This window comes from Streptomyces sp. NPDC036815 (assembly GCF_055609205.1).
Window position 1 is genome coordinate 150,889 of the sequence record NZ_JBVJPW010000004.1, and the last position, 26,693, is coordinate 177,581.

Consider the following 26,693-nt stretch of genomic DNA (forward strand, 5'->3'; position numbering starts at 1 on the left):
TGCGGTCGAGCGGACAATGACCCTCATGCGACGGTTCACACGACTCCGTGCCGCGATGGGACTCGCGACGGCCGCGGTACTGGCCGACGCTCCCGTGGGCGCCTGCTGACCTGGACGGCTCATGGACGAGGGGAACGACCACAAGAACGGCGAGGGTGACAAGAGCGACGAGGGTGACGAGCGGCGTCTGCCCGGCGGCAGGACGGTAGGTGCCGTGCGCCGGGGTGGCGCGGTCCACCGGCCCGCCCAGCCGTGGACGCCCGCGGTGCACGCCGTGCTGCGTCACCTGGAGGCGCTCGGTTTCGAGGGTGCGCCCCGGGTCCTCGGCACGGACGCCCGCGGGCGCGAGGTGCTGACCCACCTGGACGGTGAGACGGTGGGCGAGCAACTGCCCTGGCCCGGCTGGGTGTACGCGGAGCCCGTGCTGGAGGACGTGGGCCGGTGGGTCAGGCAACTGCACGACGCGACCCGGTCCTTCGTCCCACCGCCGGACGCGCGCTGGCTCGCCGGGCAGTCCTGGCGGCCCGGCCTGGTCATCGGCCACCATGACGCCGCCCCGTGGAACGCGGTCCTGCGCGACGGGCGCCTCGCGGGCTTCTTCGACTGGGACACGGCGGGCCCGTCGACGCCCGAGTTCGATCTGGCCTTCACGGCCCTGACGTGGGTCCCCCTGCACGCGCGCGGGTTCGCCGAGCGGACCGGTTTCACCGCTTTCGACGACCGCTCCCGGCGGCTGCGTCTGCTGCTCGACGCCTACGGGTACGAAGGGGACCGCCCGGCGTTCGGCGCGGTGGTGGCCGCGCGGGCCCGGACCAACGCGGACGTCATCCGCCGTATGGCCGCCGGGGGAGACCCGGTCTACACGGCCCTGGAGCCGGTCGCCGCCGAGCTGGACCGGGCGGCCCGCGAAGTCGACGCGCTGCCCGTCTCTTTCTGGCTCGACTGACGCAGCCGCTGAGCCGCACCACTCATATGAATTGCCGCCGCAGCCCCCATTTGGGGCATGCATAGTTGCACATGTTGCAACCAACCATTATTTGACCGGCAGTTCGGACAGTTTTCTCATTGGAGCTATTGCGTCCCCCCTGTCTCGCTGGGCTACTGTCGTGATCGATCATCGTTCGATGCATCTTCAACTTCCCTTGTGCGCAGACCTGTTGGAGGAGTGCGGCCATGCGAAAGACAAACAAGGCAGAAAAGGCAAACGGCGTGAACGAGACGGAGGCTGAGAAGCGGGACAGACCCTTGGGGCGAAGATCCCTGCTCTCCGGAGCCGCCGCCGTCGCCGGCGGAGCGGCCCTCACCACCGCGCTGCCCGCGACCGCCGAGGCCGCCGCCCGCCCCGGCGCCACCGCCGCGACCGCCGCCGCCACCGGCACGCAGACCACCGTCGGCACGCCCGACTACATCACCGTCTCCCCGGGTGACCCGCGCTTCCCCGACCTGGTGCGCGGCATCAACCAGCGCTGGGTCGCCACCCCCGACTACGTCCGCCTGGTCACCACCACCTCGCAGGCCGTACGGGCCGTGCAGGAGGCCGTCTCCGCGGGCAAGCGGCTCACCGTGCGCAGCGGCGGCCACTGCTACGAGGACTTCGTCTTCAACAAGGACGTCCAGGTCGTCATCGACATGTCCGGGATGACGCAGGTCTACTACGACAGCGGACGGAACGCCTTCGCGGTCGAGGGCGGCGCGTCCAACCTCCAGGTCTACGAGACGCTCTACAAGCTGTACGGCGTCACGCTCCCCGCGGGTTCCTGCGCGTCCGTCGGCGTGGGCGGCCACATATCGGGTGGCGGCTACGGCCTGCTGTCCCGCCTTCAGGGCCTGACCGTCGACCACCTCTACGGAGTCGAGGTCGTCACGGTCGACAAGAACGGCACCGCCAAGGCGGTCGTCGCCACCCGCGACTCCGACTCCGCCGCCCTGAAGGACCTGTGGTGGGCGCACACCGGCGGCGGGGGCGGCAACTTCGGCCTGATCACCCGCTACTGGCTGCGCTCGCCCGGCGCGACCGGCACCGACCCGTCCAAGCTGCTCCCCAAGCCGCCGTCCGAGGTCTTCGTGCACGCCACCGCCTTCCCCTGGAAGGACATGACCGAGGCGTCCTTCACCCGGCTGCTGCAGAACTGGGGTGCCTGGCACGAGCAGAACAGCGCGCCGGACTCCAAGTACAACTCGCTGTTCGGCCTGCTCAAGCTGAACCACATCTCCAACGGCTCGATCGTCCTGCTGACGCAGATGGACGCCACCGTGCCCGGCGCCAAGGGGCTCCTGGACGACTACCTGGCCGCCGTCACCGACGGGGTGGGCGTCACCCGGCAGGCGATGACCGAGCGGTCGGGCGAGCACGCGGCGATGCCGCAGTTCGCCGCCCCGCGCACGCTGCCCTGGTACATCGCGACCGACTACCTCAGCGGCGGCAACCCCACGCTGTACGGCAAGTACAAGTCGGCCTACGCCCGCAAGGGCTTCTCCGCCACGCAGATCAAGGCGATGTACAAGCACCTGTCCCGGACCGACTACAGCAACCCCGACGCCCTGGTCCAGGTCGACTCGTACGGCGGCCGCATCAACGCCGTCAAGCCCGGCGACACCGCGGTGCCGCAGCGCGACTCGGTGCTCAAGCTCCAGTACCAGACCTACTGGACCGACCCGGCCGACGAGGCCAGGCACCTGAAGTGGATCCGCGAGTTCTACCAGGACGTGTACGCCGAGACCGGTGGCGTCCCCGTACCGAACGAGTCCAACGACGGCTGCTACGTCAACTACCCCGACAAGGACCTGGGCGAGGCCGCCTGGAACACCTCGTCGACGGCGTGGAACAGCCTCTACTACAAGGGCAACTACGCCCGGCTCCAGAAGGCGAAGGCCGCCTGGGACCCGAAGGACGTCTTCCGCCACGCGCAGTCCGTCCGCCTGCCGTGACCCCGTAGACCGGAAGCGCCGCAGAACCGTGCGGCCACCGCCACCCTCCCGTGGGCGGTGGCCGCACGGCCCCGGCGCTCCACGGCCATTGCGGGCCGATACCCGACGGCCGTGTGAGCTTCGGGATCCGCCGGGGAACACGTGCTGTCCGGGGTCCACGGGCCCGCAGCACGCCGCGGACGGAGACAGGCATGGCCACCACGGGCGAGGACCGCCGCACGGGCACGGGGCCCAGGAGCATCCGGCTGCCGGGCATCATCCTCGGGGTGGGCCTCGGCGGCTTCGTCGACGGCATCCTCCTGCACCAGCTCCTGCAGTGGCACCACATGCTCACCAGCACCAACCACGACCGCATCGGCGTCAAGTACTACAGCCCCCACACCGTCTCCGGCCTGGAGATGAACACCGTGTGGGACGGCGTCTTCCACACCGTCTGCTGGCTCGCCGTCCTCCTGGGCCTGGCCATCCTCTACTCCCGCGTCACCCACAACCGGCGGCGCGTGTGGGCCTCCCGGGTGCTGTGGGGGTGGATCCTGGCCGGCTGGGGCCTGTTCAACCTCGTCGAGGGGCTCCTCGACCACCAGATCCTCGGCATCCACCACGTCCACGGCGGCCCCCACCAGGCATGGTGGGACGCCGGTTTCCTCGTCCTCGGCGCCCTACTCCTCGTCGGCGGGTACCTTCTCCAGCGCGGCGGCAAGGGGTTCGACCCCGATGCCCCGGTCGGCGGTCGTGAGGCACGGAGCATGTGATGCACCACGACACGCCCATGGACGGCCACACCACCAGCGCCGACCCGTCGGCGACGACGTGGCCCGCCCTCGCGCTGCTGCTCTGCGCGTTCGCCTACCTCCTGCTGGCCCACCGGGCCCGCCGCCGCAACCCCGTCCAGGGCTGGTCACCGTGGCGGACCGTCGCCTTCCTGGCCGGGCTCGCCCTGCTGGCCGCGGCCCTGCTGCCGCCGCTCGCGCCGTTCGCCCACGACGACTTCCGCGGCCACATGGCCCAGCACCTGCTCATCGGCATGTACGCGCCGCTCGCCCTCGTCCTCGGCGCCCCTGTCACGCTGCTCCTGCGGATGCTGGCCGCCGCCCGCGGCCGACGGCTCACCGCGGTCCTGCACAGCCGGGCCGCCCGGCTGCTCACCCGCCCCTCCGTCGCGCTGCTGCTGTCGACGGGCAGCCTCCTCCCGCTCTACTTCACCCCGCTGTACGACGCGACCACGGGCCACCCGGCGGGGCACTGGCTGCTGCACGCCCACTTCCTGCTGTCCGGCTGCCTGTTCGCGCACGTCATCGCGGGTCCCGACCCGGCGCCCGCGCGGCCCGGGGTGCCGGTCCGGCTCGGCTGTCTCGGCGTCGCCGTCGCCGCGCACGCCGTCATCTCCCAGCTGATGTACGGCGGCTTCTGGACCGACATCCACGCCCCCGTCGACGAGGTGCGGGGCGGCGCGGAGATCATGTACTACGGCGGCGACATCGCCGAACTCCTCCTTGCCGCCGCCCTGGTGGCCACCTGGCGCCCCGCGCCCCGGCCGCGCCCCCGCCCGGTGGCCGCCGGTAGGGCCCGCGCGTAGGGACAACGTTGAACGGAGCGATTTCACAACGGACTTCGGACCGCTGACCGTCCGCGTCGAGGAGACCGGTGAGCGGCTCGCCGTCCCCGCTGTCCTTCCTCAATCCGCACATCCGCAGCGCGGATTGAGGAAAGCGGACGCGGGTGGGTGTCAGGCCGTGCCGCCGGGCGGGGCCGCGCCGCCCGAGCCGCCCGTGAGGCCGTTCAGGAGGCCGCCCAGAAGCCCGCCCACGAGGCCGTTCAGGAGGCCGCCGAGGAGGTCCTGGTTCTTGGCGGGGGCGGTGGGTGTGTCGCCGCCGGGGGGCGGGGCCACGTCGGTCACGGCGGTGGGGGGTGCCTGGGCCTGCGCGGCGACGGTGCCCGCGCTGCCGAGTACGGCCGTGGCGGTGAGCATCACTGTGACGAGTGCGGTACGGGTGCGCATGAAGTTCCTTTGAACGGGTCGGTGGAACGAATCACTCGTTCCCTGACTCCATTCACCCGGGCGACCCGTCCGACCGCATCCGCTCGACACCCATCCGGCGGGTGGGGTCCCGGATCAGCGGGCTGAGATCTTGTGGACGGTGGTGTCCTCGGGGCCCAGCCGGCGCCCGTCCGCGGACAGCACCTCCAGCGGACGCAGCCGCTCTCCCCCGCGGCGGTCGACCAACTCCGAGTGGGGTTCGCCGGGGGCGAAGAAGTTCTGCTCGCCCCACTGCCGCAGCGCCACGATCACCGGGAAGAGCGCCGTGCCCTTCGGCGTCAGTACGTACTCGCGGTAGGCGCTGCCGTCCGAGGCGGGGACGGACTCGAGGATGCCGCCCTCGACGAGGGAGCGCAGGCGCGCCGTGAGGATGTTCTTCGCCACGCCGAGGCTTCGCTGGAACTCCCCGAAGCGCCGGCTCCCGTCGAAGGCGTCCCGCACGATCAGCAGGGACCACCAGTCGCCGATGGCGTCCACCGACCGGGCGACGGGGCATTCGCTGTCGTCGAAGCGCGTCCTGGTCACCATGCCGTCCCTCACTCCTCACGATGGTTGCAACATGCTACCAAGGGAGGCTACGGTTACGAGTGGTGGCAAGTTGCAACCGAAGTGCGAGGGGAGTCGATGCCATGTCCGGCGACTGCGAAGCCATGAGGCGACCAGCGGAGGGCCGAGGGCGCGGGCCCAGTGGGGCGGAGGCCGCGTTCGTCCTGTCCCGTGGCGTCGTCGTCCTGTTCGCCGTCGCCGCCGGGGCCGCCGTGGCCAACGTCTACCTGTCCCAGCCGCTCCTGGTGACCATCGGCCGCGACCTCGCCATGAGCCCGGCACTCGTCGGCGGCGTGGTGACCCTCACACACGTCGGGTACGGGCTCGGGCTCTTCTTCCTCGTGCCCCTCGGCGACGTGGCCGACCGGCGGCGGCTCATCGTGGCTCAACTGCTGCTCCTCGTCGCCGCGTTGGGCGTGGTGGCCGCCGCGCCCACGGCCGCGATCCTGCTCGCCGGCATCGCGGCGACGGGGCTTCTCGCGGTCGTCACGCAGACGTTGGTCGCCTTCGCGGCGTCGCTCGCCCCGCCCGCCGAGCGCGGCCGGGTCGTCGGCCTGGTCACCAGCGGCGTGGTCGTCGGCATCCTGCTCGCCCGCACGGCGTCCGGCCTCATGGCCGACCTCGCGGGCTGGCGGGCCGTCTATCTCGCCTCGGCCTCGCTCACCGCGCTGCTCGCCCTGGTCCTGTACCGCGTCCTGCCGCGCCACGGTGCCGCCCCGCCGACGACGGCTCTGCCCTACGGGCAGCTCCTGCGCTCCACGCTCACCCTCTTCGCGCGCGAACCACTGCTGCGGCTCCGGGCCCTGTTCGGACTGCTGGTCTTCGCCGCCTTCAGCACGCTGTGGAGCAGCGTGGCGCTGCCGCTCAGCGAGGCCCCGTACTCCTTCTCCCACAGCGCGATCGGCGCGCTGGGCCTGATCGGCGTCGCGGGCGCCCTGGCCGCGACGGTGGCGGGCCGCCTGAACGACCGAGGCCTCTCCCGGCGGACCACCGGCATCGCCCTGGCCCTGCTCGCCCTCTCGTGGCTGCCCCTGGCCTTCACCCGCGGCTCGCTGTGGGCCCTGTGCGTGGGCGTGGTCCTGCTCGACCTCGCCGTGCAGGCGGTCCATGTCACCAACCAGACCCTGATCTACGCGCTGCACCCGGAGGCGGGCAGCCGGCTGATCGGCGGATACATGGTCTTCTACTCGGTCGGCAGCGCCCTCGGCGCCATCGCCGCGACCTCCCTCTACGCGGTGGCGGGCTGGGGCGCCGTGTGCGCGCTGGGCGCCGCGTTCAGCTGCGTCGGGCTGATGTTGTGGGCGTGCACGCGTGGTCGGGACGGAGCAGGCCGGTGAGCGCCGGGGCCAGTGCCTGCGGTGCCGGGGCGACACCCGGATGCCCCGCGCGGCACGCGCCCCGCTCCCGCGCGGGTGATGCTGGTCGGACCTGTCCCTGCCACGGGAGGCCCCGTGATTCACGTCAGCGAGACCTTTGCCCTGCACTCAGTCGAGGAGTTCCTCACCGACGAGGAGATCTCCCAGCTCAACAAGATCGTCGAGAATGACGCGGTGCGTCCGCCCGGTGAGACGGGATCGCGCTACGAACACGCACCCGACGCCGCCCAGGCGATGCTCCAACAGGCGTTCGCACGGGCGCTGCCGTCGCTGCGCGCCGTCATGCCGAACGTCGCGGGCACCGGGCAGTGGGCGTACGCGGAGGTCGCCGAAGGGGACTGCATCCCCGTGCACGTCGACGGCATCCCCGACCCGTCGGCGCGCCCGCGGCGCGTCGGCCGCATCGGCATCGTGATCCGTACCGCACAGGCGGGCGGACAGTTCTACGTGGCCACCACGTCGAGCCCCGCGCTGTGGAGCGGCGCCGAACTGGGCGAGGCGGACGGCTTCGAGGCAGGCACCCGGCAGACCCGGAGCATGCCGCACGAGATGAGTCCCTCGCCGAGCGTCCATGCCGCGCCGAACTGGGCACAGGACATGCCCCAGACCCGCTGGACGACCGACGCGCCCGCGGGCACCGCGGTGGCCTACGGCGCCCAGCTCCTGCACGGCGTCACCCCCGTCACCCGCGGTGTCGTCCGCAAGTTCGTCACCGACCTGCTGGACACGGACACCTCGCTCTGATGACCCGCGAGGCAAGGAACGGCCCTCGCTCCGGCCGCCGGACGTCGCGTTGACGGCAGAACTCGCAGGCCGGGTGGCGCTGGTCAGCGGCGCCGCCGGAGGGATCGGCGCGGCCGTGGCGCGGCTCCTCGCCGAACGCGGCGCCAGCGTCGTGGCCACCGACGCGACACCTGCCGTACGGGAAGCGGCGGGGCCCGGCCCGCGGGGCCGCGTCCTCGACGTCACGGACAGCGCCGCGGTCGACGCCGCCGTCGACGACATCGCCCGGGAACACGACGGCAGACTGGACATCCTCGTCAACGTGGCCGGGGTGCTGCGTCCTTCGACCGGCATCGCGACCACCGACGAGGACTGGGCGCACACGTTCGCCGTCAACGCCGCGGGCGTCTTCCACCTCTGCCGCGCGGCCGGGCGGATCATGAGCCGCAGACGCCGCGGCTGCATCGTCACGGTCGGCTCCGACGCGGCCCGCGTGCCGCGGACCGGGATGGCCGCCTACGCTGCGTCCAAGGCCGCGGCCGCCCACTTCACCCGCTGCCTCGGCCTGGAACTCGCCGCCCACGGCGTCCGCTGCAACGTGGTCTCGCCCGGGGCCACCGACACCGCCATGCAACGCCGGCTGTGGACGGCCCCGGACGCGCGGGAACGCGCCGTCCAGGGGGACTTGGGGCGTTACCGGGTCCCCGTTCCGCTGGGCCGCATCGCCGACCCCGAGGACGTCGCGGAAGCCGTCGCCTTTCTCGTGTCCGACCGTGCCAGGCACATCTCGCTCCACGACCTCTCCGTGGACGGGGGCGCCGCTCTCCATGCCTGAAGGACCGGACGAGACCCCGACCGCCACCCCGGCCCACGCCCCCGCCCGGCGCCGGAGCCCCCGCACGTGACCGCGTCCCGCCCACCCACCGACGCCGACCGGGAGCAGCGGGCCGACCCGCGCCCAGCCTCTCTGCTGCACGCCTTCCGGCCCGGCACGGACCGCTTCTTCGCCTCTCCGAACGGCACGCTGCTGGCCCGCGGAGTGCACCGGCGGGTACCCCACGGCCCGCAACCGCTGCCACAACGGGTGCACGCCACGCTGACCGCCGCCCGGGCCGCCGGAAGCCCCCGGCCCGTCGTGGTGGGAGCCGCCCCCTTCGACCTGGACCGGCCCAGCGCCCTCGTGGTCCCGCGCACCCTCGAACGCGCCCCGCGCCTGACCGGGGAAGTGCCGACGCCACCGTTCGCCGCGGGACCCGGCCCCACGGTCACGTGCCTGCGTCCGGTGCCACCGCGCGAGCAGTACGCGGCCGCCGTGGCCCGCGCACTCCGCCACCTGCGCGGCCGGGACGGCTTCACCAAGGTCGTGCTCGCCCGTGCCCTCGACGTGGTCTGCGCCGAGGAAATCGACCTCGGCACCGTCCTGCGGCGCCTCGCCCACCGGGACCCGCACCAGTACCTGTACGCGGTGCCGCTGACGGACGGCCACACCCTCGTCGGCGCCAGTCCCGAGCTCCTCCTCGCCCGCCGCGGGCGCCGGGTGACCACCACACCGCTCGCCGGATCCCGGCCCCGCGGCGCCGACCCGCGCGAGGACGCCCGGCTCGCCGCCGAACTCCGCGCCTCCGCGAAGGACCGGCGCGAACACGCCCTCGTCGTCGACGCGGTGCGGGCCACGCTCGGCCCGCACTGCCGACGGCTGCACGTGCCGCCGCGGCCCCGACTGGTGCGCACCGCCTCCATGTGGCACCTGGCCACCCCGCTGACCGGCACGCTGGCCTGCGACCACCTCACCGCCCTGGACCTGGCCTGCCTCCTGCACCCCACCCCCGCCGTCTGCGGCACCCCCGCCGACGCCGCCCGCGCACTCATCCGGCGCCTCGAGCCGTACGAGCGGGACATGTATGCGGGCTTCGTCGGCTGGCAGGACGCGGCAGGCGACGGCGAATGGGCCCTCACCATCCGCTGCGCCAGGATCGGCCCGCGCACCGCGCGGCTCTACGCGGGAGCAGGCATCGTCACCGGTTCCCGCCCCTGGGCGGAGACCGCGGAGACGGAAACCAAGTTCACCGCCCTGCTGCAGGCCATCGGCGTCCGGCTGTGACGCTTCCGGGGGCCGCGCGGCACCGGCCCGTCACCAGGACTCCGTCTCCGCGGCCCCCGACAGCCGGGGCTTCGTTCGCTGCTCCCGTGCGCGCGCCCCCATGCCGAGCAGCGGGAACACGAGAACGGAGATCATCGCGGCGCCGACCAGGGCGGCCGCCTCTCCCTTCCCCAGGGCGTCCTCGTCGAGGCCGATCGTCGTGATGGCGACGACGAGGGGCAGGCAGGTGGAGGTGTAGAGCGCCAGCGCCCGGCGGCCGAGGGGGGAGAGGTCGCGAGGAGCGAGCAGGCAGGCGGGCAGTCCGCGTACGGCCAGGAAGAGGAGGAGGAAGACGGGGAGCAGCAACAGGGGGCGCCCGCCGTCGAGGAGCGAGCCGAGGTCGAACTCGATGCCGGTGACGACGTAGAAGAGCGGGACGAGGAAGCCGAAGCCCATCGCCTCCACCTTGGCCAGCACGTCTTCGCTGCTCTCCGGGGCCGCCCCGTGCAGGACGAGCCGGGTGAGCAGCCCCGCGGCGAAGGCGCCCAGGAGCACGTCGAGGCCGAACGCCTGCGAGAGCGCGAGCATCGAGACCAGCAGGAGCATCACGAAGCGGACCGCGAACTGTTCGCTCGTGTGCAGCGTCGCGCGGACGATGTGGCTGAACCAGGGCGGCCGCGGGCGCAGGGCCCAGTACACGGCGACCGCGGTGATGGCGGCGAAGACCGCGAGGACGGCCGTCGAGACCCCGGGGGAGCGGCCGCTGAGCAGCACGGAGATGGCGATGATGGGCCCGAACTCGCCGACCGCACCGAAGGCCATCAGCACGGTGCCGAAGCGCCCCTGCAGATCGCCGGCGTCCCGCAGGATGGGCAGCACCGCACCCAGGGCCGTACTGGTCAGCGCGGTGCCGATGATCATGCTGCGGGAGAGGTCGAGGCCGGTCAGGGCGAGCGCCGTGCCGAGACCCAGAAGCAGGGAGACCACCCAGGCCCCCACGGAGCGCCGCAGGGTGTCGCCGCGGATCGCGTCGAACTGGATCTCGTAGCCCGCGAGAAAGATGAGCATGCTCAGTCCCAGGTCGGAGAGCACGTGGATGAAGTCGCCCGGGTGTGCCCAGCCGAGCATGTCGGGGCCGACGACGATGCCGAGGGCGATCTCGAAGATGACCAGCGGGACCCTGACGCGGCGGCCGACGCCGCGGGCGAGCAGGGGCGCGAGGACGGCGGCGGCCATGATGAGGAGGAGCGTTCCCGGCTCTGCCACACCGTCCCCCGCTCCGCGTCGACCGATGCCTCGACCCTCGGCGGAAAGCGGCTCCCGCGCACGTGAGAGCGGACCGTGCGGGTGAGGGGGCAGGGGTGTCCGGAGGCGGCGGTCATCGGGCGGTCGGCCAGGACGTCGGGGAGACCGTCACGCGCCGCTTCACGTACGGGCCGGGCGCGTACGTCGGCGAAGGGTGAGCTCGCCGTGGAAGTTCTGCGGCACGGGCGCGAAACGGTACGCCATGGTGACGTGCTCGGCGGCGGGCACCACAAGGCGGTAGCGGGTGCACATCAGGTGGCACAGCGCGATCAGTTGGACCGTGCCGATGTCGGCACCGACGCACTTCTTGGGCGCCCAGCCGAAGGGCACGTAGTGGCCCCTGCCGAGGGGGCCGTGCGGGGCGCCCGGCAGGAAGCGGTCCGGGTCGAAGACGTCCGCGGCGTGCCAGAACCGGTGATCACGGTGGATCATGTGCGGGCTCAGCACATAGCCGCGCCCCTCCTCCAGCGTGGTGCCGCCGAGGTCGAACGAGGTCCGGGCGCGCCGCACGAGCAGCAGCGGCGGACTCCACATGCGCAGCACTTCCTTGACGAAACGGTGGGTGACCGGGGCCGCCTTCACCGGGGCGGCGCGGAACTCGTCCGGGTCGGCCCCCGCGAGTTCGACGGTCAGCCGCCGGGCCCACTCCGGTCGGCGGGCCAGCTCGTACAGGACGCTCGCGGCCGCCGCCCCCGGCGGCCCGCCGATCGCCGTGAGCACCGCGGTGACCACGTCGACCGCGCGGTCCATGCCGAGTTCCGGCAGCAGGTCGACGAACGGATCGGCCAGGTCGCGCTCCCGTGCGCGGAGTCCGGCGGCCCGTTCGCGCAGCACCCGCCGTACGACGAGTCCCGTCCGGAACTGCACCGCGGCGAACTGGAGTCGGTGCCGTAGCCCGCTCCCCGGAGAGCGGTCGATCAGCCGCATCAGCTGCTGGTCGAGGTCCTGGACGACGGAGGCGGTCTCGCGCGCGGTGAGCCCCGACAGGGCGATGGGCAGCAGAGCCCGCACGGCGACGTCCTGGGCGAGCAGGACCAGATCGACGTGGTCACCGAGGCGGGCGTCGATGATCCGTTCCATCCGCGTGATCAGACCGTTGTGGTGCTCGGCGGTGGCGAGCGAGTGCAACCGGGTGCGCCACTCGGCGCGTACGCGGGACCACGGCACCCGGGTGCTGCCGCGCCGCCGGACGATGTCGATGAAGCGGTCGCTCATGAGGAGGCCCTGCCAGTTCGCGGCGCTGACCCTGCGCGCCGCGTCCGGTTCGAAGACGGCGAGCGTGTCGTCGTTGATCCAGAAGACGCCGCCTTCGGCCTCGCTGCGGGTGCGCAGGTCGTGCAGGAAGTCGGTGGGGTGGTGCGGAGTGGTCATGGGCGTCGCCTCTCGCGCCGCACGGGAAGCCGCCCGTCACAGGCGACTTCCCGCACCCGGCCGGATCAGATGTGGTGGTAGAGGTACCAGAAGTGATAGATCCCGCCGTAGCCGGACCGGATGTTGAGGGCCGACTTGGCAGAGCGGTAGAGCTTCCTCATGCTGTTCACCTCCCCCCGGGTGAATCGGTGCGGTCGCTCAGCCGCGCGGTGAAGCGCGGCGGAGCCAGCGCGGGGCCCAGGTGGGGACCGCTCCCCGCGGCTGTGACCGAGAGGCGTCCTTCGCCGGTGGTGATGCGGACCAGGTCCTCGAGGAGAGCCATCGTCACCGTCGCGCCCGCGCAGCTGTGCGGCCCGTACCCGAAGGGGACGAACGCCGGATCACGCGGCGGCGCCGCCCACCGCTCCGGCACGAACGCGTCGGGACGGTCCCAGTGCCGAGGGTGACGGTGCGTCAAGTACGAGCACACGTCCACGTCGTCGTCCGGGCCGACCGCGACTCCGGCCAGGTCGTGCGCGCCGCTGGGCTTGCGCGTGAACAGCCACGCCACCGGCCACAGCCGCAGCGCCTCCCGGACGATCCACTCCGGTTCCGCCGTCTCGCTGCCCGGGTGCGTACCGACGAGATGGACCGCCCAGCCCAGCGCGAAGCCGACCGAGCCCACCGTGGCGAACAGGAACGACAGATAGACCTCGGCGAGATCGCCCGGCGCCGCGGTCGGGCCGCCGCCGCGGACGACCACGTCCAGCAGGTCACGCGGCTCGTCCGCAGGGGCCGCACGGCGCGCCCGGATCTCCGCGGCCAGGACGCTCATGACCCGTCGGCGGAACAGCAGCCGGGAGGCCGCCGAATGGCGCTCGCGCGCGCCCGCGAGAACCGCACGCTCCACCACGCCGTCGACCGCCCGCCGCAGCGGCAGCGGCGCGTCCCGGCACAGCAGTACGTCCGCCAGGTGGACGCGGACCAGCAGGTTGCCCGCGTCCGGCCAGCTGCTGACCGGCACCAGCCGCTGCCTGACGAGCCCGGGCAGCTCGGCCCTGCCCGCGTCGAGCCGACGGCGCATGAGCGCGCGTGCGCCGCGGCCGATGTCGATCTGCGCGGTGCGCGGCCCGAAGACCCCGGCACGGGTGTGGAAGAAGTCCGAGGTCTCGACGAACGTGCCGCGCCGGTTCCCCAGCACGTCGCGCACGGCATCCGGGCCGACCACGCACAGGCGCCCGGACGCGGAGCGCCACACGTCCCTCGTCCCGTCGAACTCCGCGCCCAGAAGGGCCAGGGGGTCCCGCCGGAAGGAGGCCGCACCGCGTCGGCTCGGAGCGGGCCGCTCCGCTGCCGCGCCGGTCGACGACTCCATGAGCGCCCCCCTTCCACTGCGCAGGGGAGGCCGCGCGCGGCATGACCGCTTCCGACCGACGTAACCGTTCCCCCGCTGCTGGACGGCCAGCCTGCTCCGGCGAGGGCCGTCTGTCACGCCCCGTGCCACCCCCGGCGCACCCCGTCCGGCGAAACCGCCGCGCGAACCACATGGTCGAAACCCGTCCGAGCCCATGAGCTGCACAACTGCCCGGCCCGCCGTCCACACCGCATCACCCCGGCTGTCCGCCCGCCCTCCGGCAGCGGATGACTCCCGTTCGGCCCGGCTGTGTAGAGCACCGGACCACGGATGGACTACGCGGGGGAGGGCGGCGGGCGGCCCGAGTCCCCCTTGAGGTAAGGGTCTTAAGGTGGCTGTGCTCGCTACCGTCTACGCAAGGAGTCGATCACATGAGTGACCTCATCCGCCTGCCGGGGCAGGGGCACAAGCTGGTCACCAAGGCGCAGGAAGTGACGTTCAAGGCCACAGGGGCACAGGGCTCGTCGGCGTCCATCTTCGAGGTGGTCGTGCCGCCCGGATTCGACACCGGCGGCCACTACCACGAGCAGGCGGAGGAGTTCTTCTACATCCTGGAGGGCGAGTTGGAGCTGCTCGCCTTCGAGCCCGCCGAACGTACGGATGACTGGCTGGACTGGGAATCCGCCGACGGCGACAGAGTCGTCCGGGCTCCCGCGGGCAGCAGCATGTTCGTGCCGCCCAACACCCCGCACGCCTTCAGGAACGCCACGGACCAGCCGGTGCGCATGCTGTTCCAGAGCTCCCCGTCACCCGAGCACGAGTACTACTTCGAAGAGATCGCGGAGATCTGGTCGGCCGGTGACTCGGTGGACCCCGAAGCGGTGAAGCGCATGCGGAGCCGTTACGACGTCAAACAGATCACGCCCATGCGATTCGAGCCGCCCGTCGCGCGGGCGACGGCCGCGACCGCTCGCTGAACATACCCCTCATACGGGCCGGGAGGGGACGGCGGGCGGACCGCCCGTCGCCCCCTCCCTCCCCTCCGTTCGTCCCTCCTTTCCTCTCCCCTCCCTCCCTCGCGTCGACCGGGCAGGGCACGCGCACCGGCCCCTCCTGAAGCCGCTGGAACGCCGTGCGTTCACTGTGGACCGCGACGGCCCGCGGATCGTCGGCAACGAGCGCACGCTTCCTGGGCATCCAGCGCACGCGCCCGTGCCCGGGCCCCCGCCCGCACCTCGCTCGGCGGGACTCCGTACGCCTTGCGGAAGGCGCGGCCGAAGTCCGCGGGGTGGCGGAAGCCCCAGCGGGCGGCCGTCGCGGCGAGGGTGCGGTGCCCCAGCGCCGGATCGGCGAGGTCCGCGTGGCAGCGTTCCAGGCGCAGGCGCCGGATCATGGCGCCCACGGTCTCCGGCTCGTGCCGGAACAGCAGGTGGAGGCCGCGTACGGAGATGTGGTGGTGGGCGGCGATCGCCGCGGGGGCCAGCTCCGGATCACTCAGGTTGTGCTCGATGAACAGCGTGATCCGGGCGCGCAGGACGGCCTTGCGCGTCTCCGGGGACAGCGTGTCCCGGTCGCCGAGCCGCCCCGCGAGGACGGTCGCGGCCAGATCCACCCCGATCGCGCCGAGCCGGGCCAGCTCCGCCGGTCCGCAGGCGCGGGCGGCCGCCGGAAGCCCGCCCAGGTACGAGCCGAGCAGGGCCGCCGACCCCGACCCGGGCCGGGTGGACAGCGACTCGGCCAGCAGCCGGTCCGCCCGGCCACCGGCCAGCGGCAGCGCGGACCGCGGCAGCCGCAGCAGCGTCAGACGGGTCTGCCGGCCCTGGTCGAGGAAGTCGCTGACGAGCGGAGCCGAGGTGGAGAACAGGGCCATGTCACCGGCCCCGAGGCAGGCCACCCCGCGGGCCTGCTCCAGCCGGACCGGGCTTCCGTGGACGAGGACCAGGTAGTACTCCTCCGGATCGTGGCGCCGTATCTGCAGGGGTGAACGCCGCGCGGTCATCGGCGAGAAGGTGAAGGCCGCCACCTGGCTGTGCGGCATCCCCACGGCCTGCACGCTGCCTCTGAAGCGGGCCGCGTGCGGGCTGCGGATCGTCACGGGCATGACCTCGTCGCCGACCATGTCGGTCCACCAGCCGAACCGCTCCGCCGCCGGGACCGCATCGGTGTTCGCGGAGACCACGGGCCCTTCCGCGCCGCCGTCGGCCCGCCGCGCCGCCTCATTGATGATGGACATTCAATGATGCTCGCGGCCGGGCACCCGCCCGGAAAGCCGACCGCCGGTCAGGAGGCGTCGTTTTTCCACCTTTCCGGGGGCGGCCGGTTCGAGCCGCCGTTGACTGCGACAGCCCCGGCCCGCACGGCGCCGTAGGGTTCGAGCGCCTGACGCAGGCCTTCGGGGACGCGGGCCGGCGTGGCCTGGTCACCGTCGCCGCGCATGCACGCGACACGCTGTCGGCCCTTTGCCACCAAGTGCTCGGTCCGGTCCCTCTCGTCGATCTTGACGTAGGCGAACTCGAACTCGATCTGGGTCTGGGTGAGGTCAACGAGCGTCATGCGGACGGACAGTTGGTCGAATGCCGTCAGTTCGGCGAAGTACTCGCATTCGCACTTGATGGTGAACAGCTTGAGACCGTGTGCCATCTCGTGCAGGACTCCGGGGGCCTTCTCCTTGAGGAACGTCTCCCTGCACCGGCCCTGCCAGCGGAAGTAGTTCACGAAGTAGACGTTGCCGACGAGGTTGGTCTCCTCGAAGCCGACCAGGTGGGGGATGTCGAAGCTCGGCACGGGTCAGCCCTTCTCGGTCACGGCGATCACGATGACCTCGTTCGGGGTGGGCGCCGCCAGCGTGGCGGCGAACGTCCACACCAGGTCGCGCCCGTGCCGCAGCACGAGCCAGCCCTTGTCGTGGGCTCGCTCGTCCAGGATCAACTTGGGCTGCGTCACGGTCACACCGAGCTTCATGACCGCCTCGCGGGCGCTCCAGACCCTGGTGGCGGCGGTGGCGAACGACTCGTCACCCGCGGTGCCGCACATCTCCGCGAGGGCGACGCCGGACAGCCCGAGGAGTCCGCGCCACTGCTCCATGCTGCGTTCCCGAACCGCTTCGATGTCGCAGCCGACGGGACGGGAGGAAGCAACGGCAGCGGTGAGGCCGGGGCCGTGGGTCGCGCTCATCGGTTCGGTCGTCTCGGGGCGGCCGTCGGGGCGGTGCCGCAACGCCACCGGGTGCCCGAACGCGGCAGCCAGCGCGCGCTCCGTGACGGCCCGGCGACTCGGTACGCGCCGGCCGCTGCCGGGACCGGCGTGCGTCCCGCTCTCGCGGAGCGAGTCCGAGGAGACCGCGGGGCGGTCGCGAACGACCGCGAGACGCAGCGGTTCGGGGAGTACGTCGTCGAGATGACGCTGCAGGTACGGACCGAGAAGCTCGGGCGTCCACGCGCGGCCCGTGTGGGGCGACGGAACGGCGGTGAGTTCGAGTGACTCCCAGATCGCGACCAGCGCACCTTGTTCGTCGCGGACGACGACGTCGTACACGTAGGTGTTCCCGTCGTGGGCGCGCTCGGCCGCCACCAGGGTGACCTCTCCGGCCTTCCGTCGCTGGGGAAACGACCGCACTCGGCCGATCTTGGAGGGCAGCAGGGTGGAGTCGGGGACACACACTTGCAGCGCATGCATGAACGCGTCTCTCGCAGCCGGGTCCGCCAGCAGCAGCGCGCCCGGCAGGACGGGAGAGAACCAGCGGCTGTCGGAGCAACGGATCCGCGCGACACATCGCCGCGCCGATATCAGACGGAAGTCGGTCACCGAACGGAACCGGGGGCCGTGGAACATGATCCGGTCATAGAAGTCGACGCCGATGTCCATCGTGGTCGGAGCGATGTTCGCGGCGCTGTCGGCGACCTTGAGCAGCGGCTCCCAGCGCTGCGTCTCGGCCGTCGGCCCCGACACCTCTGGACGCCCGGTGGGAGCCGGGACGGATTCCTCCCGGCGCAGGCACACCCCACGGAAGTGATCGACGTGAAACAGCGTTTCGGCCGATCGGATCGCGACCCGCACCTCGTCGCCGTCCCGCAGCGCGGCGATCCGGATCGTCGTCGTCCCGTCCGGCGAGACCCCGATCGGACGGGTGAACTCGATGTCGCGGAACTCGACCGGGCCGTCGTCACCGAACAGTGCCGTCGCGACCTGAGCCATCGCCTCCATGCCCATGACCGCAGGGAACAGCGCATGCCCGGAAAGCCGGTGGTCGTCGAGATACGGGTCGGCCGTCGAGGAGAGATCGGCCTCGGCGATCAACTCGATACCGGGGAAGTGCAGCATCGGACGTTCGAGGAAGCGCAGCAACGGCAGTTCGACCGGCGCGAAGGTGATGGTCGGGAGGCCGACGGCCCTTCCGAGCACCACCACGTTCGACGGGGCCGACCGCGTGCGCAGCAGATCCAGCAGGACGGCGACCCCGACGTCCGTTGGGATCGGCTCGATCCCTTCCCTGGTCAGGACGTCAAGAACGCCGAGCCGTTCGCCCATCCCCGTGCCCGACCACACCGACCACTCGATGTTCAGGCAGCGGCACCGCGGCAGTTGCTCGTCGAGCGAGTCGATGGCCGAACGCAGCCAGTCGTTGGCGGTGGCGTAGTGGCCCTCGCCGCGCAGCCCGGCGCGTCCGATGATGCTGCCGAATCCGATGACGAGCCGCAGCTCGGAGGGGTCGACCTGGTTCAGGACGTTGCGGAACCCGTCGACCTTGACGGCAACGGTGCTCGTCAGGTCGTCGTAGGTCAACGAACCAATGGACACAGGTGTGTTGATACCGGCTCCGTGCAGGATTCCGGTGATCTCTCCCAGTTCCTTGCGGATCGCCTCGGTGGCCGCGGCCACCTGCCGCACGTCGGTGACGTCGGCGGAGTAGTAGCTCACCTTGAGGCCCGAATCGCGCAGCCGAGCGACGTTCGCCGCGACCTCCACGTCGGCCGCGGCGTCGGCCCGCCCCAGCAACGCCAGTGCGCAGCCCGTCTCGTGGGCCAGGGCGGCGGCGCACTCGACCGTGATGCCGCGGGCGCCCCCGGTGACGACGACGACGTCACCGGCACCGACCGGACAGTCGTCGTGCCCGGTGGTCAGTTCACGGAGAACGGGCTCGGTCCGCCGGGCGCCGTCGTCGTAGCGGACCTCGCGGAAGCTACGGGTGCCTGCCACCTCGTCGCAGACCAGCCGCGCCGCCCGCTCGGGCGCGAGGCGGTCGGCGAGGTCCACGACCGTCGTACGGACCGCCGACGCCTCCAGATGGACCGTCTTGGCCAGAGCGGAGGCACTGTGGCCCCGGTTGACGACGACGAGCCGGGTACCGCGCTCGACGGCCAGCCTTGCCGCGTCCACCATGCGGGCCGTCATGCCGGCGGGGTCCTCATCCACGGAAGCGCCGCTGACGAGCAGGACCCCGTCGCCGACCGGGGCGGCCTCCAGCCGCTGCCGCACCGCGGGCGCGAGCGGTTCACCGGGGGGAGCGAACACCTCCCACGTGCCCGGCCGTTCCTCGTCCGGGCCGGGCGGCAGCGGGGCCGGGGCGTGCTCGACCACGAACGGCCGAACCCAGGTGCCGATGCCCGCCAGGTCGTCGACGGCCGTGCTGTCCGCTCCGTCACCGGCCGTGCGAGCGAGGTCGTCGATCGCCTCCGCCAGCTCCGCGACGGTGGCGGTCGCCACACTGGTGCTCGGCTCGGGGATCGGGGCGCCGAACGTCATGAGGACTTCGCTCATCAGCTGGGTGATCGTGATGCTGTTCAGGTGCAGATCGTCGAGGGGGCGCGTCCCGGGCTGGATCTCGGCGACCGGAAGCTCGACACGCTCGGCTATCAGATGTCGCAGGGTGTCCAGGGGGCTCCGCGTGTCGGCAGGGACGTCGGGGCGGTCGGCCTCGGCCCGGGGAGGCCGGGCCGAGGACCGAGGGACGTGGGAGACGTCCGGCGCCTGCTCGCAAGGACTCTCGAAGAAGGTGAAGCGCTTGTCCAACGACAGGGGCCGGTGGAATCGCTCGGCCGCGAGGGCCACCAGATCGGGACCGGCGCCCAGCACGTAGCAGCCTGCGAGCGTTCGCAGGACGCCGGTGACCGAGCCGTCGTCGGTGTCCATCGAGACCACCGGAACGGCCGGACACACCTCGGCCGCGAGGCCGGACAGGATCGCGCCCGGCCCCACCTCGATGAGCAGGTCACACGTTTCGGCGAGCCGCTCGAGAGCGTCGGCGAACCGCACCGGTGCCACGACCTGCCGTTCCAGGAGATCGGTGACGCTCGATCCGGGCTCCACCGGCTCGGCCGTGACCGTCGAGAACAGTCCCGCCCTCTCGACCTCGCCTACGAGGGCCTCGTCGAGGTACCCGCGCAGCTTGTGCGCGGCCGGGGCGACCAGCGGTGTGTGGAAGGCGTGGGAGACGGCGAGCCTGGCGCCGTGCAGCCCGGCCCCCCTCGCCGCGTCGACCACCGCGTCGACGGCGTTCACGGGGCCCGCGATGACCGTCTGCGTCGGGCCGTTGTAGCCGACGACGGTGACCTGCGTCCCGGTGAGCAACGGCTCGACCTGGGCCGCGGAGGCGCGGACGGACGCCATCGACCCGGTCTCGCGCGGCGCCTCCCCGGAGTCGGTTCCCGCAGGTCCAGAGGTCGCGTTGTGCATCGCCTCGCCGCGGAACGCCGCGGTCTCGACGACCGACCTCTCGTCGAAGACCCCCGCCCAGTACAGGCCGGTGAGTTCGCCGAGGCTGTGTCCGACACAGCCGGACGCCGATACTCCCGCCCGGTCGAGGATGCGCAGCCCGGCCAGGGAAGCGGTGACGATGCGCGGTTGTGCGTCCTCGGTCGCGGCGCCCGGGGGCCGGGTGCCCACCTGCCGGTAGAGGTCCTGGACGACCTCGAACCTGTGCGCGGGGGCTCCGCCGTCGCCACGCCCCGGCGCGCCCTGGCCCGGGAACAGGAACCCGATCCGGGGGGCTTTCGCCGAGTGGGCCAGGAACTGACCGCGACGAGGTGCGAACACGTGTGTTTCGCCCGCCGCGATGGCGTCAGCGAGCGCGCGGAGACTCGCTGCCGCCGCCGCGGGCTCGGCTACGACCACCGCTGCCTTGCACGCGAACTCCGAGTCGGTGCGCGCGAGTTCGGCGGACAGGTCGCCCAGTTCGGCGTAGGAACACACCGCCGCGACGTCCGCGGCGCGGCGGAGTCGGCCTTCGAGGTCCTCGAAGCCGGCTGCCGACAGCACCAACAGTTCGGCGTCCTGGGGCGTGTGCACCAGATGCCGGTGGAGAGCCGCGGGAAGCGCTTCCGCCGACCCGGCGGACTCCAGGGCCACGTGGGCGTTGATCCCCCCGAACCCCAGCGACGACGTGCCCGCGCGGCGCGGCGGTTGACCGCCCCCATGGCCCGGCGGGCCCACGGGCCGCGGTGTCGGCCACGGCCGCGGCGTGCGGGGAAGCCGCAGCCGCGTGTCGGGGAGGTCGAGTATGGGGTGCGCCTCGCTGTTGCCGGCCACGGGCGGGATCGTGCCGTGGTGCAGGGCAAGGGCGGCCTTCATCAGGCCGGCGACGCCGGCGGCGGCCTTCGTGTGCCCGATGTTGCCTTTGATCGTGCCGATGTAGACGGGCTCGGCGTCGGCCGGCCGGTCCGCGCTCAGGCGGTGGAACACTTCGAGCTCGGTCCGGTCGCCCAACGCCGTACCGGTTCCGTGCCCTTCGAAGTAGTCGACGGTCTCGGCACCGAAGCCGGCCATCCGGTAGGCCCGTTCCATGGCGAGCAGGTGGCCGTCCGCCTCGGGCCGGGAGATGCCGCCGCGCCCGTCGGAGGAGACTCCCCAGCCCGCGATGGTCGCGTAGACGCGCAAGCCTCGGGCTGTCGCGTCCTCCTCGCGCACGAGCACCAGGATGCCGCAGCCTTCGCCCGGCCAGAAGCCGTTCGACTTGCGGTCGTAGACCTTCATCTCCGCAGTCGCGAGTGCCCCGGTCTTGGCGAAGCCGACGAGTTCGAACGGGTCGATGGACGTGTCGACTCCGCCGACGACGGCGGTGTCGATCTGCCCCGCGGACAGGGCGTTGCCGGCGTTCGCCACGGCCAGCAGGGACGACGAGCAGGCTCCGTCCACGATGAAGCCGCCGCCGCCGAAATCGAAGTGGTTGCAGATGCGCCCCGCGATGGTGTTCGCCAGGCCACCGGCCAGGCTGTCCTCGTTGATCCCGGGGTAGGGAGCCTTGTACTGGGTCTCGTACGCGTCGAGGAATTCGGCGATGTCGTCGACGGTCCAGCCCTTGTCCTCCAGCGCCTTCGCCAACGTACGTCGTACGTAGGGCCACCTGAGCCTCATGCCGGTGGCCCGGGTCATGTCTCCGGTCAGGGTGTTGCCGAGGACGACGCCAGTGCGGGCACGGTCGAGCCGCTCGCCTTCGGGGAAACCGGCGTCCTCCAGCGCCGCCGCGGCGGTGTCCAGGGCCAGCCAGTGCGCGATGTCGGTGGACCGGTACACGCTCGCGGCGACGCGGTGCTTCGGCCGGTCGAATTCCCAGCCCTCGATGACCGCGGCATGAGTGGCGTAGTGCCGGTCCGGTGCGGCCGGGTCGGCGGCATAGTAGTCCGCCGTGCTCAGCCGCACGTCCGGCAGGCGCCGAAACGCCCGGCGTCCGGCAAGAACGTTCTCCCAGAGTTGCCTCGGGGTCTGCGCGTCGGGGAAGGTGCAGGCCATCCCGACGATCGCTATACGGGTCATGGACCTAGGCCTCCTGCGCGCCTCGCCGACGGTTCGGGGCCGCGGACGACTCGGGCACGGACCTGCGCTTGGCGATGAGTACGCCGATCCACACGGAGATGCCGCGGATGGCGCACACGATCGTGAGAGCGAAGAACAGCGTGTAGACCACGTTCAACAACATCAGCAGTCCGTAGACCATCGCGGACGAGGCGCCGAACATGAACTGGGCCCGTGGCTTGAACGGTGTGGTACCGGGGTCGGTGATCATGTAGTTGGTGAAGAGCAGGAAGGCCGTGCCGGTCATGGTGCCGAGCGCGGCCATCAGCGCGGCGTCGAACAGCTCATGGCGCAGGACCGCCTGGATCACGAAGCCGCCGAGCCAGCCGACGATCAACGGAATCTTGCCGGTGAGCTTCGCGTTCAGCACGGTCCCGGCGGTGGCGAGGATGACGGGGATCGCGATCCGGAACAGCGAGTTGATGTTCTCACCGAACTGATACGGCGGCGCGACGCTGACCCAGGAGCCGAAGCACAGCAGCGCGACGCTGATGCCGAGGTTCGACGGGTTCATGTAGTGGCGCATGCGGCCACCGATCGGGGCCTGGAACACGTACTTGCCGGTGACGGCGACGGAGATGCCGAAGAGGACCGGCCAGAACTGGTTGTTCGCGTACAACAGCATGTTGACCGCGAGCGCCGTGATGTGCGCGGGGAGCAGGAACTCGTAGACACCGCGCATGCCACGGCCGCGGAAGCGGGGCGCCCGGCGTTGGGCCCACGCGCTGAGGGTCTCGAAGGCGAGGTCGATCGTGTACGCGCTGGCCACCGCCAGGAACGGCCACAAGGGCGGCTGTTCGAACCCCAGCAGGGTGTAGCCGATGATGTTGAAGACCGTGATGGAGAGGGCGAAGTTCCGCAGGGCGAGGTAGCGCGGGTCCTTCCCGGCCGTCTGGACGGCCGGGGGCTTGGAGTCGGCGCGGGGCGGCTTGGCGGGCGATGACGTGGGGGATGGTGAGGTCGTTTCGGGCAGCGGAGACCGTTCGCGGACGTTCCGGTCGACGGGCTTGGGACTCTGGGTCGTCACGGGGCGCTGACCTCCTCGGCCGTGTCGGTGAGCATGAAGGTGTGCGTGCCCGGGGTGAGCCGGACGGTCTGCCGGTGGCGCTCGCCCTGGTTGTCGAGCCAGGCGAGGGTGGCGCTCACCGGCCGGGCCTCGGTGCCCAGACCGAAGTGCACGTCGAAGCCCCGCTTGCCGCTGTGTCCGCTACCGCCGTCGAGTTGGCCCTGCATCGTGCGGCCGTCGGCCGTTCGTACGGTGACTTTCGCGTTGTACGCGGGTGTTCCGGCTGCCGACAGGTCGCCGTTGTCCTTCTTGCCGGAGGTCCTGTACAGCTGGAGTTCGAGGTAGTGGCCCATGTCCGGTGAATCGTTCCGGTAGAAGGCCGGCGGGCCCCATTGCCGGGCGACGGCGAAGTCCAACGTCCCGTTCCCCCGTGTGTCGCCGACGGCGATCCCGCGGGTCGGGGTCTTGGAGTCGATGCCGACCTGATCGGCGATGTCGACGTACTCGCCGGAGCCGGTCGGTGCGTACACCGCCATCGGCTGGTGGCCCGCGATGTCGTCGTCGGGGCCCACCTTGGGCCACATGCTGGGCTCGTGCAGGAGAACGTCGTTGCTGGTGGCGAGCTCCTGCAGCCACGGCCAGCGGTTGTGCTCGGCGCCCTGGACGAACCCGGCGGTCTGCAGGACGTCGAGCTTGCCGGAGTTCTGCAGATCGGCACCCTTGATGTCCCAGGCCCATCCGGTCCAGGCCAGGCCGGCCTTCTGTGCCTGCTGGGAGAAGGGGGCGTGCCCGGAGGCGAGTTCGGAAGCCATCTTCTTCGGGGTGCGGGCGTCGTTGCGCCACACGTAGTTGCTCTCCTCCAGACCCCACGCCGTCGTGATGTTGCTGGCGATCATGTCGAACTTGCCGCGGTTGTAGAGGTCGACGAAGTCCACACCCATCCCTTTGAAGGAGTCGTTGCCCAGGACGAACGACTTGGGTGTGGTCCAGCCGCGGTGTCCCTTCGCGGTGCTGAACCGGATGTCACCGGGCTTCGACTCGTTGTAGAACAGGTGGTCGTGGCCGAAGTCGTTGGCCGCGTAGACCTCGGGCAGAAGATCGTCGGTGAGGTCTCCGCCGGCCAGGGCGAGGGTCCATCCGGTCGCGTCGTCGTACGGGATGGCCTTCTTGTCCTCCACGTACACCGGGTGCCCGCCGTCGTTGCGCACCCATCGCAGCATCCGTATGCCGCCGCCGTTCTTCGCGTTCGACATGGAGTCGTTCATGACGACGTCGTCCTGGCCGTGCGGGTCGAGGACGGCGGAGTTGGGGAAGTAGTTCCCGACCATGAGGTCGGGGTGACCGTCCCCGTCGTAGTCGGCGACCGATATGGCGTTGGTGTTCCACTGTTCGCCCGTGTACCTGTCCACGTCCTTGGCCGAGGGGACCAGTTCGGTCGGGCGGTACGCCGGTGAGCGACCGGGAGCGGACGCGTCCGCCATGAACAGAATCGGTGTGCGTCCCCAGTAGTAGACCAGCAGGTCCATCCGGCCGTCGCCGTCGAAGTCGCCGGGCGCACAGCCCATCGGCGCCATCGTCGAGTCGACGTGGAGCGGGGCGGCATCGAGGGTGAACGGGGTGAACCGGTCGGCGGCGGGAGCGGTCGGAGTGTGGGTGACGACCACCGAGTCCGTGCGGGTGTCCACGAGACACATGCCATCGGCCCGTCCGTGCCCGGTCAGGTCGTTGATGGCGACGCCCGCGCCCACGGACGATATCCACGAACGGATCTTGTGATAGGCGGGGTTGACCTCGCGGACCGTCTTCTTCGGAAGCTTCTCGTAGCCGGGCGGCATGGGGATCGACATGGACGCGAACTTGTAGTCCGGTGCGACCTCCGACGCGTCCGGCGCGGCGACCGCCGCGCGGGTCACCACGAACAGGGACGCGGCGAGCAGGACCGCGCAGAGGGCAGGTGTGAGTGTGCGGACGCGTTCCTTCATGAGCCGTCCCTCACCCGGTCGGTGTCGGGCTGTCGGGATGTCGGCAGAGAACCCCTCGTTTCGGTGGCCCAGCGCTGCATGATGCGGCGACGCCACACCTCGAACGACGCCTGCCCGTCGACCGTGTGTCCCGACGGACGGCTCTGGGTGGCGATGGCGGCCGCCTCGGCGACGTGAAGGCCCGTGATCGCCCGGACCGCGGTCTCGGTGTGCGGCTGCGCGATGTGCGCACGTGTGCGTGCTTCGGCGGCGAACACCGACCCTTGCGCGAGGGCGGGCCGGTGTTCGCCCGCCCGCTCGGCGAGTTCTTCGAGCTCGTCGGGGGGCGCGCCGCCCGCGTAGGTCGCGGCAAGGCCGAGCCCGGCGAAGAGGTCCTCGTGCCGCCGCGGTGAGAACGCCTCGATCAGCCGCACCGCTCGGTTCGGATCGGCACCCGCGACGAACCAGAGGGCTCGGCCGATTCCCTGGTCGATCGCGTGAGGGGCGTACCCGGGGTGGTGGTGCGTCACCAGGGGCGGATCGGGGTCGACGTACTGCCGTGCCACGTACTTGTCCGTGTGGAAGAAGGCTTGGTGGAAGCCGTAGCCGTCCAGGGCCAGCCACGTGAGGGTGGGGTCGGTCAGGCCGCCCGCCGCTGCCCGCCGCAGAGGCCGGGGGAGTCGGGCGAACGACCAGCCGACGCCGACGTGGATCATGTAGGTGTGCTCGTCGGCCGCTTCGAGGAGGTCGGCGACGTGGTGGCGGTGGCCCAGCGGCAGCGCGTCGCGGATGGCCATGGCCATGGCCGCGCCCTCGAAGGCGAATCCGCGCCGGATGCCGTCGATCCGCGCCAGCGTGACCGTGGCCTCAACGGCGGTCGGACTCTGGGCCGCCACGCCGAACCCCTCGATGAACGTGCCGCCGGCCATCTCCAGGGAGGCCTTCGCGTGGGGGTCGCGTTCGGGGAAGCCACGGGTGCGTAACAACGCCTGATTCGCGCCGGGAGTGAGCAGTATGCGACGGATGTGTCCTATCCACGAAACCATGCCAGCACCTCGCGTCCGACTACGCCACGTCGTCACGAGACTGGCATCGAACAGGCGTCGAGCGTTTCTCTCTCATTGCTCAATTGAAAAAAGATTAGTAATCTCTGCTTCCTCGCGGTCGTTGCCTGGCCAGTGCGGGGACCGATGTCGGCGCTGGTCAGTGACGGCTCGCGTGGACGCGTTACGAGGGAGT

At 71.6% G+C, this 26,693-nt stretch carries 21 protein-coding genes; 9 read left to right on the plus strand and 12 right to left on the minus strand.

Annotation, left to right across the window (positions count from 1 at the left end; translation table 11 throughout):
- The first annotated feature begins 121 nt into the window (after window positions 1-121).
- The 4 genes from ACZ69I_RS11630 to ACZ69I_RS11645 all read left to right on the plus strand — a co-directional run bounded on the left by ACZ69I_RS11630 (window position 122) and on the right by ACZ69I_RS11645 (window position 4,504).
- Window positions 122-946, plus strand: coding sequence for a phosphotransferase (locus tag ACZ69I_RS11630; protein WP_470831750.1), 825 nt, complete (start codon window positions 122-124; stop codon window positions 944-946).
- Between the two features lie 299 nt (window positions 947-1,245).
- Window positions 1,246-2,928 carry an FAD-binding oxidoreductase gene (locus tag ACZ69I_RS11635; protein WP_470831752.1) on the plus strand — a complete coding sequence of 561 codons (1,683 nt, stop codon included), beginning with the start codon at window positions 1,246-1,248 and terminating at the stop codon, window positions 2,926-2,928.
- Between the two features lie 191 nt (window positions 2,929-3,119).
- Entirely contained in the window at window positions 3,120-3,680 is a 561-nt protein-coding gene (locus tag ACZ69I_RS11640; protein ID WP_467675914.1) for a DUF2243 domain-containing protein, read from the plus strand.
- A 17-nt stretch (window positions 3,681-3,697) separates the two neighbouring features.
- Window positions 3,698-4,504 (plus strand): cytochrome c oxidase assembly protein, encoded by an 807-nt coding sequence (locus ACZ69I_RS11645; RefSeq protein ID WP_470832041.1) that lies wholly within the window; start codon window positions 3,698-3,700, stop codon window positions 4,502-4,504.
- A gap of 150 nt (window positions 4,505-4,654) precedes the next feature.
- On the opposite strand, the gene ACZ69I_RS11650 is transcribed toward ACZ69I_RS11645, so the two are convergent.
- Both ACZ69I_RS11650 and ACZ69I_RS11655 read right to left on the minus strand, forming a co-directional pair.
- Window positions 4,655-4,927 (minus strand): hypothetical protein, encoded by a 273-nt coding sequence (locus tag ACZ69I_RS11650; RefSeq protein ID WP_467675912.1) that lies wholly within the window; start codon window positions 4,925-4,927, stop codon window positions 4,655-4,657.
- A 114-nt stretch (window positions 4,928-5,041) separates the two neighbouring features.
- Window positions 5,042-5,494 (minus strand): winged helix-turn-helix transcriptional regulator, encoded by a 453-nt coding sequence (locus ACZ69I_RS11655; RefSeq protein WP_470831754.1) that lies wholly within the window; start codon window positions 5,492-5,494, stop codon window positions 5,042-5,044.
- 122 nt (window positions 5,495-5,616) lie between these two features.
- Here ACZ69I_RS11655 and ACZ69I_RS11660 point away from each other — a divergent pair, with 122 nt between their 5' ends.
- From ACZ69I_RS11660 to ACZ69I_RS11675, 4 genes are all read left to right on the plus strand, one after another.
- Window positions 5,617-6,849 (plus strand): MFS transporter, encoded by a 1,233-nt coding sequence (locus ACZ69I_RS11660; protein ID WP_470831755.1) that lies wholly within the window; start codon window positions 5,617-5,619, stop codon window positions 6,847-6,849.
- A gap of 114 nt (window positions 6,850-6,963) precedes the next feature.
- The gene (locus tag ACZ69I_RS11665; RefSeq protein WP_470831757.1) at window positions 6,964-7,632 is read left to right on the plus strand and encodes a hypothetical protein; all 669 of its coding nucleotides are present in this window, start codon (window positions 6,964-6,966) and stop codon (window positions 7,630-7,632) included.
- 49 nt (window positions 7,633-7,681) lie between these two features.
- Complete coding sequence (gene dhbA, locus ACZ69I_RS11670; protein WP_470831759.1) at window positions 7,682-8,446, plus strand: 2,3-dihydro-2,3-dihydroxybenzoate dehydrogenase; 765 nt, start codon at window positions 7,682-7,684, stop codon at window positions 8,444-8,446.
- Between the two features lie 66 nt (window positions 8,447-8,512).
- On the plus strand, window positions 8,513-9,712 hold the full coding sequence (locus ACZ69I_RS11675) for an isochorismate synthase (RefSeq protein WP_470831760.1): 1,200 nt from the start codon (window positions 8,513-8,515) through the stop codon (window positions 9,710-9,712).
- Window positions 9,713-9,742: 30 nt separating this feature from the next.
- On the opposite strand, the gene ACZ69I_RS11680 is transcribed toward ACZ69I_RS11675, so the two are convergent.
- From ACZ69I_RS11680 to ACZ69I_RS11695, 4 genes are all read right to left on the minus strand, one after another.
- Window positions 9,743-10,957: a cation:proton antiporter gene (locus ACZ69I_RS11680; RefSeq protein WP_470831761.1), complete on the minus strand. Its 1,215-nt coding sequence runs from the start codon at window positions 10,955-10,957 to the stop codon at window positions 9,743-9,745.
- A gap of 159 nt (window positions 10,958-11,116) precedes the next feature.
- Window positions 11,117-12,367 carry a cytochrome P450 gene (locus tag ACZ69I_RS11685; RefSeq protein ID WP_470831762.1) on the minus strand — a complete coding sequence of 417 codons (1,251 nt, stop codon included), beginning with the start codon at window positions 12,365-12,367 and terminating at the stop codon, window positions 11,117-11,119.
- 65 nt (window positions 12,368-12,432) lie between these two features.
- On the minus strand, window positions 12,433-12,528 hold the full coding sequence (locus ACZ69I_RS11690) for a hyalucidin A family RiPP precursor (protein WP_467675895.1): 96 nt from the start codon (window positions 12,526-12,528) through the stop codon (window positions 12,433-12,435).
- A 5-nt stretch (window positions 12,529-12,533) separates the two neighbouring features.
- Window positions 12,534-13,721: a cytochrome P450 gene (locus ACZ69I_RS11695; protein WP_470831763.1), complete on the minus strand. Its 1,188-nt coding sequence runs from the start codon at window positions 13,719-13,721 to the stop codon at window positions 12,534-12,536.
- A gap of 410 nt (window positions 13,722-14,131) precedes the next feature.
- On the opposite strand from ACZ69I_RS11695, the gene ACZ69I_RS11700 reads away from it, so the two are divergent.
- Complete coding sequence (locus ACZ69I_RS11700; RefSeq protein ID WP_470831764.1) at window positions 14,132-14,677, plus strand: cupin domain-containing protein; 546 nt, start codon at window positions 14,132-14,134, stop codon at window positions 14,675-14,677.
- 161 nt (window positions 14,678-14,838) lie between these two features.
- Here the strand turns inward: ACZ69I_RS11700 and ACZ69I_RS11705 are convergent, their stop codons facing one another.
- The 6 genes from ACZ69I_RS11705 to ACZ69I_RS11730 are packed head-to-tail and all read right to left on the minus strand — an operon-like array spanning window position 14,839 to window position 26,500.
- Window positions 14,839-15,933, minus strand: a complete 1,095-nt coding sequence (locus ACZ69I_RS11705) for a helix-turn-helix domain-containing protein (protein WP_470831765.1) — start codon at window positions 15,931-15,933, stop codon at window positions 14,839-14,841.
- A gap of 47 nt (window positions 15,934-15,980) precedes the next feature.
- On the minus strand, window positions 15,981-16,484 hold the full coding sequence (locus ACZ69I_RS11710) for an acyl-CoA thioesterase (RefSeq protein ID WP_467675886.1): 504 nt from the start codon (window positions 16,482-16,484) through the stop codon (window positions 15,981-15,983).
- A gap of 3 nt (window positions 16,485-16,487) precedes the next feature.
- Window positions 16,488-22,448 (minus strand): SDR family NAD(P)-dependent oxidoreductase, encoded by a 5,961-nt coding sequence (locus tag ACZ69I_RS11715; protein WP_470831766.1) that lies wholly within the window; start codon window positions 22,446-22,448, stop codon window positions 16,488-16,490.
- 4 nt (window positions 22,449-22,452) lie between these two features.
- Window positions 22,453-23,514 carry an enediyne biosynthesis protein gene (locus tag ACZ69I_RS11720; protein WP_467675882.1) on the minus strand — a complete coding sequence of 354 codons (1,062 nt, stop codon included), beginning with the start codon at window positions 23,512-23,514 and terminating at the stop codon, window positions 22,453-22,455.
- A complete protein-coding gene (locus ACZ69I_RS11725; RefSeq protein ID WP_470831767.1) occupies window positions 23,511-25,475 on the minus strand; it encodes a CRTAC1 family protein in 1,965 nt (654 codons plus the stop codon). The genes ACZ69I_RS11720 and ACZ69I_RS11725 overlap by 4 nt, the downstream gene beginning before the upstream one ends.
- Entirely contained in the window at window positions 25,472-26,500 is a 1,029-nt protein-coding gene (locus tag ACZ69I_RS11730) for a DUF1702 family protein (RefSeq protein ID WP_470831768.1), read from the minus strand. The genes ACZ69I_RS11725 and ACZ69I_RS11730 overlap by 4 nt, the downstream gene beginning before the upstream one ends.
- Window positions 26,501-26,693: the final 193 nt, after the last annotated feature.